A 13,456-nucleotide genomic window follows, 5' to 3' on the forward strand; every position below is an offset into this window, starting at 1 on the left:
TTACTCAGCACTTTTCATTTTTGCTTTTTAAAATTTTAGTTTGGAGTCAAGCTACAATGATGCTTCAATTGCGGAAAGTATGGTTGAAAATTAATCCCCGATGGAATGCCCAAATCGACAAAAAATACTACTCATTTAAATGGCGATCGCGTAACTTTATATTATTATCAATCGTAGTATTTTTGTCTATTAGTATTAGCGCTACAGCTATCACTAGTTACAAAATTGTTAAGGGATTGCTGCTCGATAGTCTGAAAGAACAAGTACTATTAAAAACACGCAAAGGCCAGGATGATATTGATAATTGGTTAGCCATTCGTAAAACAGAAATTAATACTTTGGCAAATTCTGGTGTGGTGCGATCGCTCGATTGGTCTGTAATGGAACCTTACTTGCAATCTGAATTGAAGCGGCTACAAACGTTTTTGCTCATGGGGTTGGTCACACCGGATGCTCTATTAATCAATACTCACGGAGATCATCTCAATGTTAAAGACCGAGAATTTTTTCAGCGGAGTATAGCAGGTGAAACAGTAGCAACCGATCCAATTATTGGACGCACAACTAAACAGTTACAGATTCAGATTAGTTCGCCGATTCCTGCCGAAACAGGCATAAAGCCAGCAGGTGTTTTAATGGGAGGAATTCCAATTAACCGAGTCGTTGAGGCGATCGGCAATTTGCATCAAGGTAAAGGCAGCTATGCCTTTGCGCTGAATTCTCAAGGAGTTCCCATCGCCCATCCCAACACGGAACTAATTGGTACAGCCGAAAAAGCCGCTCAGAGTTTCCTTAATTCACCCAATCCCAGGTTAGCGGAAATTACCCAAAAAATGGTAGCTAAACGCACAAGTATTGAATTAGCTCAACTGGATGGTAAATGGAGCTATGTTGCTTACACTCCCCTCAGAGAGGCAAATTGGTCAGTAGCGTTAATTGTGCTAAAAGAAAATATTGAATCGCCATTACAGGCGTTGAATTTGTTGGCTACCGTTTTGGGAGGATTGCTGGCGGTTGGGTTGATTAGTGCGTGGCGACAGGTGCAACTATATGAACAGATTCGCGATCGCGCCTTGATTTCTAGCCAGCAGACGCAACAACTCAGCAAAACCCTGAAAGAATTGCAAAATACTCAAGCTCAACTCATCCACACCGAAAAAATGTCTAGTCTGGGACAATTAGTGGCTGGAGTGGCACATGAAATCAATAATCCCGCCAATTTTATCCATGCTAATCTCAACCATGCCAGCGTTTACAGCCAAGATATCCTCGATTTACTCAAGCTTTATCAACAAACCTATCCAAATCCTACCCCCGAAATTAGCGATCGCGTTCAAGACCTTGATATTGAGTTTCTTGCAGAAGATTTACCTAAATTAATGGCATCAATGCAAGTGGGAACCAAACGCATTCGTGAAATTGTGCTGTCGCTGCGTAATTTCTCACGCCTCGATGAAGCAGATATGAAATTTGTAGATATTCACGAAGGATTAGATAACACTCTGATGATTTTGAACCGTCGCCTTACAGCTACGCCCAATCTACCAGAAATTCAGATCGTTAAGCAATACAGCGATCTACCGCTAGTAGAATGCTACGCAGGGCAACTCAATCAAGTGTTTATGAATGTTCTCGTGAATGCGATCGATGCACTAGAAGAAGCCAGCCAAAAACGAAGTTTTGAGGAGCTTAAAACTAAGCCTAATCAAATTAAGCTCCAAACCCAAATTGACAAATCAAGTCATTGCGCGATCGTTCAGATTTACGATAATGGTATTGGGATGTCAGAGAATGTCAAGCAACGGGTATTTGACCATATGTTTACTACTAAACCTGTGGGTAAAGGAATCGGATTAGGAATGGCGATCGCTTATCAAATTGTTGTAGATAAACATCGAGGAACTATTGAAGTTGATTCAACCCCAGGATATGGAACAGAGTTTACCATCCGTATTCCTTTAACAAGTAAAAATTAAAAATTGCTGACAAAATTGAAACAGTCAAAGATTATATCAATAAGTTTTTTTGGCTAATTTCTACACTCATAGTCAGAGGCGATATACTTTAAGAAAGTTGATTTGTAAATTCCATCTGCTACATACAATTATTACTACATCAACTCTCTGAGGTAATATGCTTTTAAAACTGCAACAAATTATTGTTAAACCTGGTCAACAAATGTTACTTCAAGATATTAGTTGGCAGCAGTTAGAAGATATTTTAGAAGAAATGGGAGAAAGACGTGCTGCACGTATTTCTTATAGTCATGGTTGGTTAGAAATTATGGTTCCGCTACCAGAACACGAAAAAGATAAAGAACTTATTGGTGATTTAGTCAAAATCTTGTTAGAAATACTACAAATTGATTTTGAACCTTTTGGCTCCACAACACTAAAAAATGAGCGAATGCGCCAAGCAGTAGAACCAGACACCAGTTTTTATATTCAAAATCAAGCTGCTGTAATTGGCAAAAAATGCATAGATTTAAATATAGATCCACCACCAGATTTAGCAATCGAAATTGATATTACTTCTCGGACTCGATTTCAAAATTATGAAATTTTGGGAGTTCCTGAACTTTGGCGACATACACAACAAGGTTTAGAAATTTTATTCCTAAAAGAAGGGAAATATATAAAATCTGAATCTAGTCCTAATTTTCCTGGTATCCCAATTGTTGAATTAGTCAATGAATATGTTCAGCAGTGTTTAACAATTGACAGAAGTCAAGCTATGCGTAATTTTAGAGATTGGGTAAAGAATAATTTATGATAAAAATCTAAGGCTTTCTGAGAAAGGCGATCGCTCATGACTACCGAAAACAATCCAAGAGCTATTCTAGATTGGGAACACCCTACACCGCCGACAGATTTAATTTTTGATGACGGACAACCCTTGGAATCAAATCGCCACCGTATTGCCATGAATGTGTTGATTCGGTCATTGCAGCAAGCTTGGGCTGATCGCAATGATTTCTTCACTGGGGGCAATATGTTTATTTATTACAGCAGCGCCCAAGTACGTAACCAGGATTTCCGTGGCCCCGATTTCTTTGCTGTCTTGAATGTGGATGGAATTAATTCTCGTCAAGGTTGGGTAGTATGGGAAGAAAACGGTCGTTATCCTGATGTGATTGTAGAATTAATGTCACCATCTACAGCCAAAATAGATAAAACTGTTAAGAAAGACCTTTACGAACAAACTTTTCATACTTCAGATTATTTTGTCTATGACCCCTTTGACCCAAATTCTTTGCAGGGGTGGCATTTAGATCATAATCAGCAATATCAATCTTTGACACCGAATGAGCGTGGTTGGCTGTGGTGTCAAAAGTTAGGTTTATGGTTGGGAACCCATGAAGGAACAATAGACAGAGAAACGGCGATATGGTTGCGGTTTTACGATGTAGCTGGCAATTTGGTTTTGTTACCAGACGAAGCTGCTGCTGCACAAGCACAAGCCGCAGTCACGCAGGCGGAAATTGCTGTTGCACAAGCACAAGCCGCAGTTGCACAAGCCGAAACTGCTGGTATACGAGAAGAAGCCGCAGCTGCAAAAGCGGCTCGTTTAGCAGCTAGATTGAGAGAATTGGGTGAAAATCCAGATATTTTGTGAAATGTAAGCGAAAGACTAAATGCGATCGCTATTTTGAAAACTCACAACAAACAAATGCGATCGCCACTTTCAAATATTACAACAAACAAATGCGATCGCTATTTTGAAAAATCACAACAAACAAATGCGATCGCTCTTTCCAAATCTCACAACAAATAAGTGCGTAGTTTACCGCTGTAGGCATCGCTATTTTTAAATGTCAGAATTAGTAAGTGCGATCACTATGTTAAATACGGGATGCAATCGCTATTAATTGCTACAAGACTAAGGTTTAATCGGCACAAATTGATATTTATCACTGCCAGATATTTGTTGAACTTTAACTAAGAATATTTCATTGTTTAAGCGATCGCCTGATGGTAAAAACTGAATCTTTCCCGTTGCACCATCGACTGAAAAACTCGGACTATGCAACTCTTTTTGTAATTCATCGCGTCTGTTAGTTCGTTGTAAACCTGCGATGATCGCCAAGGTTGCATCATAAGCCGTAGCTGTTCGCCAATTGACAGTTGCACCCCAAACTTTTTGGGCTTTTTGCGGAAAGATGTTATTAGGAAAAGCTGTGGGATACCAAGGTGCAGAGATTATCAGTCCGTTGATACCGCTGCCATTCCTTAAGGTTTCGTCAGTGAAAAGTGTAGGACTACCAAATACAGTCAACTGCCCTTGATTAGATTGTACCACCGCTAGACCTTGCTTTATTTTGTCTACATAAAGACCTAACACCAAGGCATTAGCATCGCTACGTACAGCTTGAGAAATGACAGCACTAGGGTTAAAGTCACGAGCAGAAATATCGCATTCTGTAGAATTAATCTGACCGCCAGCAGCTTTTATCGCTTTAACAAACTCATTGTTAAACGACTGATTATCTATCCCTTGGTAATCAACACAGATAAGAAAATTGGTTTTACCCGCTATTTTAATGGCGTAATTAGAGACGCTATCAGCTATGGATTTAACACTAGGAGCAGTACGGAAGATATAATTGCCAACCCTATCAAGGTTTTGGGCATAACTGGTGGGAGAGATCATCACTAACCCGTCTTTTTGATAGACTGGGGCTGCTGAGAGAGAAGCATTACTAGAATTATGTCCCACGACAGCTAAGATGTTGGCATCTTTGCCAAACCGAGTGGCAAGCTGTGCAGATTCACTTGGATCGTTATCATCATTAGCGATCGCTACCTCCAAAACTTTGCCATTGATACCGCCACTGCTATTCACCTCATCTTGAGCTTGGGACACACCGCGCAGTATCTCTTTTGCTACATTTGGATTTGTCCCAATAGGTACGCTCACAGCAATTTTGAGCCGATCTCCTTTCTGACGAGCTTTAGCATTATTCAAGTAAATCAATGTTTCTGGGTCTGTTCTATTAGTAAGATTCGCTTGACGGTATGAATTAAACTTATTAATAGCAGTCTGACAATCACCATTTAAAAATGCTTGAACTCCAGCTTCTTTATCTGGATTTGTATCTTGTTTTAATAAAATTTCTTCACCCAGGCTAATTCTGTCATTCAAACTATAGGTCTCTTTACCACAGGAATTTACTATAGGCGGAACTACAGGTTGAGATGTATGTTTGGTTATCAAAAAGTAGAATACAGTACTGCCAACGCCAATACCTACTCCAATTACTCCGATGACGCTGGCTACTATGTATTGTAGAAAATTGTTATTTTGGGTAGGCCGAGTATTTATCCGAGTCCGGGCATTTGACTGTTTGCGAATTATGATATCTTCTCTTTTTGCTGTATCTTTATTTTTGCTGCCGAGAGTTGTTGAATCTTCTCTCTCACGAATTCGGTCTTCAATTGGTTTTATATCTTCATCCCTAAGTACTAAAAGTTCCTGAAGACGTTTCAACCTAGTACGAGTTCTCTCACTGAGATTAGAATCTGATTCTATCGCCTTGTAGAAAGCCTCTTCATACTTTTCCAATTTTCTTTTATACTCTTGGTAAGGTTTTAAAACCTCTGCTTCAATTGATTTTGTGTCCTCAAGCGTTAGTTCCAGATTCTCCTGTTTCACTTGTAATATAATGCGATCGAGTTCATGAATTTCACCACTGCCTTCCTTTGCCAATTCTTGAACTAGTTTGCGATAAATAAGCTTTGGATCACCTTTTGGTGCTTTAGACAGGTAAATTTTGTAACCTTCTTCCACTGGGTATATTTTCGGTGTCATTGCTGGGGCTTCTTGCTTGACTTTAATACTGGCATATTCATGCAGTTCATCAACAGAAATCCGTCCATCTCCGTCTTTATCGGCTGCTCCTTTTTCAATTCCCTCCACTAGATAGCGTGTGTAAACTGAAAGTTCTAAACCTTCCTGCTCAAATGCATACTGAGTGGATGTGGAAGAAGTCAGAATTGCTCGCCCTTTTCCGCCTAGCTCCTCTTGCAAATTTACCGTGCTGTCGTCTCTTGGAGTCATATCCCGAGCAATTGCACCACTAAAGCAGCAATCCAAAATCACCACCTGTCTCTCAGATTTGCTTTCATTCATATTTTCGTTCAGAACACTAGCTGCTAGTGCTAGGTGCTTAACTAGCCTTCCATTCTCTTTACGAGTATTACAGTTTGATAAGTAAAGCTTGCCGTTTTCATCTTTTATTCCATGACCAGAGAAGTAAAACAGCAACAGGTCTTCTTTTTGGCGATTGGCAAAAAGTCTGTATATCGCATCTTCCACTTCTTGCCGATCAGGATTTTTTAATGCTGTAACATCCGTCTCGGCAAATCCTCCCATTTCTGGGTTTAGTAAAACTCGCTGCATTGCCTCCACATCTTTTGTAGCCGCAAGCAATGAGGTAATATCTGCTCCATACTCGCTTACACCAATTAGCAGCGCTACCTTCGCCATGTTGCTATTCTCCTTTATTTATGGAATTTATCGGCTAGCTACCTGCGATGAACTTTTGCGCTTGTTCAATGGCGGCGTTTAACTCTTCCTGACTGCTAGCTTTCACCTTCAGTTTTTTGCCGTTAGCTTCAACTTCCAATTCAATGGTTTTGTTACCCAAGCGATCGCCCAAAAATCCCAACAATTTCTTAAAATTGGCAAGGCTCACCTCTGCCTGCAACACCCCCACCAGAAAACCACCAACAGATTTGGCTCCTTCAGGTATTTCTGTAGCTGCTACTAGTTCAGCACTTTCAACATCTAAGTCTTTGATTTCTCGCAGCAGATTCCGTGCTTCCCGTTCTTGCTCCTCTGCATCTAAATCTGGATTAGAAAGAGCGATCGTCAGTTTGACGTTAGATTCAGAACTCATTTTGTGCCCTTTTAGGTTTTTCAGCAGTTGATGGTCAATGGTATTTCTGTAGTATATCGATTGACATCACTTCTTCTATGTAAATTTCCTGAAACTTTTTCAAGATTTTTCCAAAAACTCATAAAATTCAGGTACAAATCTGGTATAAATACAGAACATCCCTTTTCAATAGCTTTAAAACTTAGAGGCAATCAACAGTATTTCTTTCGATACAGCAATTTGTTTTACCACGCTTGCGATCGCAAAGTAAGTTAGTGAGTTTGTCTTTGCAACTTCTTTAGAAGCGATCGCTAGATCAAACTATTACAGAACAGCGAAAATTCAGCGACTATCTCAAATAAGCAGACAAGGGGCTTTAGCCCCTTGTTAAAGGTAGGCAAACTTGCGCCACAGTTGTCAGGTTAACTAAAACAAGTCCAAATCTGTCACAGCACCAATACTGCTAGAAGATACCAATTTGGCATATTTTGCCAACACGCCTTTAGTGTAACGCGGAGCCGGAGGTTGCCAATTGGCACGACGACGGGCCAGTTCTTCTTCAGATATATTCAACTGCAACAAACGAGCGGGTGCATCAATAGTAATACTATCGCCTTCTTCTACAAGCGCGATCGCACCACCAACTGCTGCTTCTGGAGCCACATGACCAACCACCATGCCGTAAGTACCGCCAGAAAAGCGTCCGTCGGTAATTAATCCTACAGCATCACCCAAACCAGCCCCGATAATTGCCGAAGTGGGAGCCAACATTTCACGCATTCCAGGGCCGCCTTTAGGCCCTTCGTAGCGGATGACTAGAATATCACCAGCTTGAATTTTACCCGCCAAAATTGCATCTAAAGAGGCTTCTTCCGACTCAAACACCCGTGCAGGCCCGGTAATTATTGGTTTTTTCACCCCAGTAATTTTGGCGACAGCTCCTTCCGTTGCCAAATTACCTCTGAGGATGGCTAAATGTCCTTGAGGATACATCGGGTTATCCCAAGTCCGAATCACATCTTGATTGGCAGATGGTTCTTCTGGGATGTCTGCTAATATCTCTGCAATGGTTTGACCGCTAATGGTGAGACTATCACCGTGTAATAAATCATGCACAAGTAACATCTTCATGACTTGGGGAATACCACCAGCTTTGTGCAAATCTGTAGCGACATATTTACCGCTTGGTTTTAGATCGCACAAAACGGGAACGCGAGCGCGGATAGTTTCAAAGTCGTCTATAGTTAACTCTACATTAGCGGCGCGGGCGATCGCTAAAAAGTGCAGTACTGCATTGGTCGAACCACCGACTGCCATAATCACAGAGATAGCATTCTCTATAGATTTGCGAGTGATAATTTGCCGGGGTAATATTTGTTTGCGAATCGCTTCGACTAACACAAATGCTGATTTTTCGGTGCTGTCGGCTTTTTCGGCATCTTCTGCCGCCATTGTTGAAGAATAGGGTAAACTCATCCCCAGTGCTTCAAATGCTGAAGACATGGTGTTAGCTGTGAACATTCCTCCACAGGAACCAGCACCAGGACAAGCTCGACCTTCAACCTCTAATAATTCCTTTTCGTCAATTTTTCCAGCACTGTATTGACCAACAGCTTCAAAAGAACTGACAACAGTTAAATCGCGTCCATTATAGTGACCGGGTTTAATTGTACCACCGTAAACGAATATTGCAGGGATATTCATCCGAGCGATCGCCAGCATTGCCCCTGGCATATTTTTATCACAACCGCCAATAGCCAGCACACCATCCATACTTTGTCCAGTACAGGCGGTTTCAATGGAATCGGCAATCACTTCCCGCGATACTAAGGAATATTTCATCCCTTCAGTTCCCATCGAAATCCCATCGCTAATGGTAATCGTGCCGAACACTTGCGGCATCGCTCCGGCGGTTTTAATCCCAACTTCTGCCCTTTGTGCCAGTTGATTTATCCCCATATTACAGGGAGTGATCGTACTGTAGCCGTTGGCAATGCCTACAATAGCTTTATTGAAATCTTCATCTTTAAAACCAACTGCACGCAGCATAGCTCGATTAGGCGATCGCTGCACTCCTTGCGTTACAACTTGGCTTTTCAAATTCTCCGACATCTTTTTTCCTTCCGTGCCATCATCGCAACTGTTGCGATTGTATTACCTGATGATTTTCTCATGCCTGGGCGGTGCGATCGAATATGAGTAATTCTCTATGTTTCACCGTGTCTTTTGCTCAGCCCTAATTAGAATAAATCTTCATCTAAGCGTTTGTGTTAAATAGGGATGATTCTTATGTTTATAGCATCTAGAGTGCCGGAAATACACGAATTTAAATATGAAAAAAAGTCATTGCCCCAAGGTGAGGCACTGACTTTCCACATTTATAAGCTTAGTATATTGATATTGATTCCGGTGCACAGATGGAGACACTCTAACTTTGCACTAGAGTTCTTCTTCAAAATTATATCTGCCTTGAAAATAGTGACTAGGGATTGAAGACTGGGAAAGAGATATTTTCATTCTCTAATGCCTTCTACCTTCTGCCTCCTGCCTTATTTTCAAGGCAGGAATATTAAATTAAAGAATGAAGTCACTTGACACTACTTGTGGTGCTCCTATAAGCCGAACTTGAAACTCAGCCGAGCGATCCCCATCAGTGCTACCTTCGAGAATACCTCCTGAATAACGGATTTGGCCGGGTGCGGAGAATTGGGCACTTCCAATGAAAGCGAAAGCTTGGTTGCCCCCAATAGTGGAGTTGGCATCGATATTAAATAGATCGATGCGATCGCCTGACAAGGTTCCATTTCCACGAAAGTCAGTGATTATGTCGCGTCCCGAAAGTGGAGTATCAGAAATTGAGTTGTACTTGAAAACATCATTACCCGATCCTCCAGTGAGAATATCTTTTCCACTACCGCCAGCCAGGACATCATCCCCAGTACCGCCATTGAGCGTATCGTTGCCAGCACCACCGTTAAGAATATCGTTGCCAGCGTTACCAAAGAGGCTATCATTGCCACCACCAGCGTTAAGGATACTCTTGCCACTACCACCTACAAGGGTACTGTTGCCACCACTAGCGTTAATGACATCGCTCTGACCATTATTGCTACTGCTACTGCTACTGCTACTGCCACCGCTACTGCTATAACTACTAGAGCTGGCGCTAACACTGCCGCTACCGGAGGAGATTGATATTGAAGTTGCCATTGATGAGTTTCTCCTAAACTTAGAGGAAAAAAAAATTACCTCTTTACTTCTCCATTATAAAACGGCATTGCTGATTAAGAGTATGAATTTGATTTCCTTCAAATGCATAAGCCAAGCAATTTAAAACATGGAATTTGGGAATTCCATACTTTCATTCAGCAATGCCGACAAAACCAGGTCAAAATATCAATAATTGGAGTATATTGTTGAACAAACCTGATTGGAATAGTCCTTTACTATTAAGTTTGAATATTCGAGAGTATTTGAGAATATTTAAGAAGTACTAGATGTATTTAATGATATTTATTTCATATTTGTATCAAAAATCATCTGATGCCCTTGTACCTTCTATTTTCAGTTGTTTCAGTTGGAAACTACTCAGGAACAGTAGATTTTTTCTACGTGATTATATAGATTTAATGAAATTAATACTGTATTCATAATAACAATACTATAGTATTACCCTCAGCAGATTTTTTTCTCAAAAAAAATAATAATTAACTTTTTTATTCTCTGTCCAGAATAAAATACAAAACCTTTGTCCAGATAGAGTTGGTTTTGCATATTGATATTTTTTTAGTGGTTTCTGTAGTTATATATAACAAATAATTACCAATAAGTTAAAAGCTTTGTTAGACATATGACACAAAGAAAAGCCTTAAGATTTGTGTAACTTGATAACAAATAATTACCAATAAGTTAAAAGCTTTGTTAGACACATGACCCGAAGAAAAGCCTAAAGATTTGTGTAACTTGAATTCGTTCCCAGTCTTAAGACTGGAAATGTATTTCGAGAGGGCTGCTGCCTCTGCTAAAGCCATTGGAGGCAGAGCCTCCCAGGATCGTAATTAGGGTTGTATTTTAACTTAGTGCCATTCCCTTGTTAGACCAGTGCGACGCGAATAACCCGTCATAGACATCGCTGCATTCCCTAAGTTACAATTTAGCTATTGTGGCATCATCACAAGTTTTGCGATTGATTGTATTAACAGATTTTCTCATACATACGCAGCATTGGTAATTTTATATTTTTTAGATGTGCTTCTGTTAGGTGCAGTTGATATGAGCAACTTTGTTAGTATTTAACTGTGCTTGATTATAGCGATATCATTGTTGACAGCTTAAAGCCTACTGCATTTTCTCACAGTTGGAGTATGTTTGGCTTTGCACCTAAATTATTCTTCAATATTACTGTTTGCATAAATCATAAATAAGAACCCTACTCCTAAACGCTTGCTCTTAGAAGTAGGGTGTTCAGCGCTTTTGCAAGAGGTATATTAGACTATAGGATGATGTCGCTTGCCACTAGTGATGGTGCTCCTGTCAGTCCAATCTCAAACTCAGGTGAGAGATCCCCATCAATGTTACCTTGAAGAGTACCTCCTGAATAACGAACCTGACGGGCTGCTGAGAATGCGGCAGCACCAATGAAACTAAAGGCTTGGTTGCCCGCTACACTGGAGTTAGCGTCAATGGTAGATAGATCGATTTGATCGCCTGCAAAGATACCGTTTCCAACGAAGTCAGCGATAATATCTCGTGACAAACCAGTAGGACTATCTGAAACTGAATTGAAATCGAAAATATCGTTGCCAGCACCGCCAGTAAGAGAATCAGTCCCAGCACCGCCAGTAAGGATATCGCTGCCAGCACCCCCATTTAGGGTATCGTTGCCAGCACCGCCAGTGAGAAGATCGCTGCCAGCATTACCGTTAAGGATATCACTGCCAGCATTACCGTTAAGGGTATCGCTGCCAGCATTACCGTTAAGGATATCGCTGCCAGCATCGCCATTTAGACTATCGTCGCCTGCATTGCCATTAAGGATATCGCTGCCAGCACCCCCATTTAAGATATCGTTGCCGGCATTGCCATTCAGGATATCGCTGCCAGCACCCCCATTGAGGGCAGGACGAAAGATTAGTGGGGAACCGTTGATGGTATTGTTGTCATTAAAAATGCTACCTTCGATAATTGCCATTAGTAAGTTTCTCCTGAACTTAGAGGGTAAAAAATAACCTCGTCACTTTCCGATCAGAAAACGGTGTTGCTGATTAAGAGGATGAATTTGGTTTCCCTCAAAGGTGTAAAGGAAACAGTTTCAAATATTGAATTTTTAAATTTCACACTTTCATTCAGCAACGCCGAGAAGACAAGGCAAAAAAATAACGAGTGGGTAGAGATAACTGAACCACACCTGATTGGAACAGGTCTTTGGTGTTAAGTTTGAAGATTTGACAAGCACTAAATGTATTGATGATATTGGCATCAAAATTATGCCAAGAGTAATGTCATGTTCTTATATCTTTACTGGTTGCAGTAGTAGGATGGCATGAAACAAGCTGATTTCCTCCTACAAAAGCGCATAACTTTTAGAACGTTTTGATTTTATCCACAATCACAACACTATACTATTACTTTCAAGCCTACTTTTTTCTATCTATAAGAAAGAGTAATTATCCCTTTTTTATTCCTCTCGCTAAAACAAAATCTGAAACCTTTGTTCAGATAGGGTTGGTTTTACTTTTTGAGATTTATTCGGTTATTTATCTAGTTATATATAAGGAAGTAATTGCCAATAACTTAAAAGCCTTGTTAACCAGTGCGTAGGCGTAGCCCGTCGTAGACATCGCTACATCCCTTGCGTTACAATGTGCCTTCTCAAATTCTCTGACATTTCTTCATTCAGTGGCATCATTGCAACAGTTGCGATTATATTACCTAATTTTCTGATGTAGAGGTGGCGCAATTTAATAATTATAAACTATTAGAAAGGCAAGCTAAACTTATCTCTCTTTGTGACTATTCAATTATCAAAATTCTGCATTCTGCCTTATTTTTAAGGCAGATAATATTAAATTAAAGGATAATGTCGCTTTCCACTAGCTGTGGCGCTCTTGTAAGCCGAATTTCAAACTCAGCCAACAGATCGCCATCAGTACTACCTTGGAGAATACCTCCTGAATAACGGATTTGACCGATTGCAGAGAATGCACGACTCCCGATGAAAGTGAAGGCTTGGTTGCCCTCTTTAGTGGAGTTGGCGTCGATAGTAGATAGATCGATTTGATCCCCTGCAAGGATGCCGTTTCCTACAAAATCAGCGATCGCATCCTGTAACAAACCAGGTTGAGTCTCTGAAACGAAGTTGAAATCGAAAACATCGTTACCCAATCCTCCAGTGAGAACATCAGTTCCACTGACACCCGTGAGGATACCACCGTTACCAAAATCACCGCTAATCGTATCATTGCCAGATCCGCCAACTAGGCTATCGTTGCCCAATCCGCCAACCAGGTTATCGTCGCCAGAATCGCCGTCAATCTTATCGTTGCCAGATCCGCCGTCAATCTTATCGTTGCCAGATCC

Annotated in this window: 10 protein-coding genes; 4 read left to right on the forward strand and 6 right to left on the reverse strand. The window is 40.8% G+C overall.

Features of this window, described 5'->3' with window-relative positions:
• The first annotated feature begins 56 nt into the window (after positions 1–56).
• The 4 genes from RMY64_RS08375 (at position 57) to RMY64_RS08390 (ending at position 3,774) form a co-directional block, all read left to right on the forward strand.
• The gene (locus tag RMY64_RS08375; RefSeq protein ID WP_322672045.1) at positions 57–1,976 is read left to right on the forward strand and encodes a sensor histidine kinase; all 1,920 of its coding nucleotides are present in this window, start codon (positions 57–59) and stop codon (positions 1,974–1,976) included.
• A 157-nt stretch (positions 1,977–2,133) separates the two neighbouring features.
• Complete coding sequence (locus RMY64_RS08380) at positions 2,134–2,772, forward strand: Uma2 family endonuclease (RefSeq protein ID WP_322672044.1); 639 nt, start codon at positions 2,134–2,136, stop codon at positions 2,770–2,772.
• A 36-nt stretch (positions 2,773–2,808) separates the two neighbouring features.
• Positions 2,809–3,615: a Uma2 family endonuclease gene (locus RMY64_RS08385; protein WP_322672043.1), complete on the forward strand. Its 807-nt coding sequence runs from the start codon at positions 2,809–2,811 to the stop codon at positions 3,613–3,615.
• A 33-nt stretch (positions 3,616–3,648) separates the two neighbouring features.
• A complete protein-coding gene (locus tag RMY64_RS08390; protein ID WP_322672042.1) occupies positions 3,649–3,774 on the forward strand; it encodes a hypothetical protein in 126 nt (41 codons plus the stop codon).
• 105 nt (positions 3,775–3,879) lie between these two features.
• Here the strand turns inward: RMY64_RS08390 and RMY64_RS08395 are convergent, their stop codons facing one another.
• The 6 genes from RMY64_RS08395 to RMY64_RS08420 all read right to left on the reverse strand — a co-directional run.
• Positions 3,880–6,486 (reverse strand): caspase, EACC1-associated type, encoded by a 2,607-nt coding sequence (locus RMY64_RS08395; RefSeq protein WP_322699802.1) that lies wholly within the window; start codon positions 6,484–6,486, stop codon positions 3,880–3,882.
• 34 nt (positions 6,487–6,520) lie between these two features.
• Positions 6,521–6,898 carry a hypothetical protein gene (locus RMY64_RS08400; RefSeq protein ID WP_322684937.1) on the reverse strand — a complete coding sequence of 126 codons (378 nt, stop codon included), beginning with the start codon at positions 6,896–6,898 and terminating at the stop codon, positions 6,521–6,523.
• A 405-nt stretch (positions 6,899–7,303) separates the two neighbouring features.
• Positions 7,304–8,989: a dihydroxy-acid dehydratase gene (ilvD, locus tag RMY64_RS08405; RefSeq protein WP_322699803.1), complete on the reverse strand. Its 1,686-nt coding sequence runs from the start codon at positions 8,987–8,989 to the stop codon at positions 7,304–7,306.
• 462 nt (positions 8,990–9,451) lie between these two features.
• Entirely contained in the window at positions 9,452–10,087 is a 636-nt protein-coding gene (locus RMY64_RS08410) for a M10 family metallopeptidase C-terminal domain-containing protein (protein WP_322699804.1), read from the reverse strand.
• Positions 10,088–11,369: 1,282 nt separating this feature from the next.
• Entirely contained in the window at positions 11,370–12,068 is a 699-nt protein-coding gene (locus RMY64_RS08415; RefSeq protein WP_322699805.1) for a calcium-binding protein, read from the reverse strand.
• Between the two features lie 878 nt (positions 12,069–12,946).
• Positions 12,947–13,456: calcium-binding protein (locus tag RMY64_RS08420; RefSeq protein WP_416212135.1), on the reverse strand; the 510-nt coding region annotated here is incomplete at its 5' end.

It is taken from the genome of Nostoc sp. DedQUE08 (assembly GCF_034530895.1).
Classification (GTDB): domain Bacteria; phylum Cyanobacteriota; class Cyanobacteriia; order Cyanobacteriales; family Nostocaceae; genus Nostoc.

Excerpts from the sequence above, each read along its gene's own strand:
- RMY64_RS08375 (WP_322672045.1), top strand. The coding sequence starts at position 57 with ATGATGCTTCAATTGCGGAAAGTATGGTTGAAAATTAATCCCCGATGG.
- RMY64_RS08380 (WP_322672044.1), top strand. The coding sequence starts at position 2,134 with ATGCTTTTAAAACTGCAACAAATTATTGTTAAACCTGGTCAACAAATG.
- RMY64_RS08385 (WP_322672043.1), top strand. The coding sequence starts at position 2,809 with ATGACTACCGAAAACAATCCAAGAGCTATTCTAGATTGGGAACACCCT.
- RMY64_RS08395 (WP_322699802.1), bottom strand. The coding sequence starts at position 6,486 with ATGGCGAAGGTAGCGCTGCTAATTGGTGTAAGCGAGTATGGAGCAGAT.
- RMY64_RS08400 (WP_322684937.1), bottom strand. The coding sequence starts at position 6,898 with ATGAGTTCTGAATCTAACGTCAAACTGACGATCGCTCTTTCTAATCCA.
- ilvD (WP_322699803.1), bottom strand. The coding sequence starts at position 8,989 with ATGTCGGAGAATTTGAAAAGCCAAGTTGTAACGCAAGGAGTGCAGCGA.
- RMY64_RS08410 (WP_322699804.1), bottom strand. The coding sequence starts at position 10,087 with ATGGCAACTTCAATATCAATCTCCTCCGGTAGCGGCAGTGTTAGCGCC.
- RMY64_RS08415 (WP_322699805.1), bottom strand. The coding sequence starts at position 12,068 with ATGGCAATTATCGAAGGTAGCATTTTTAATGACAACAATACCATCAAC.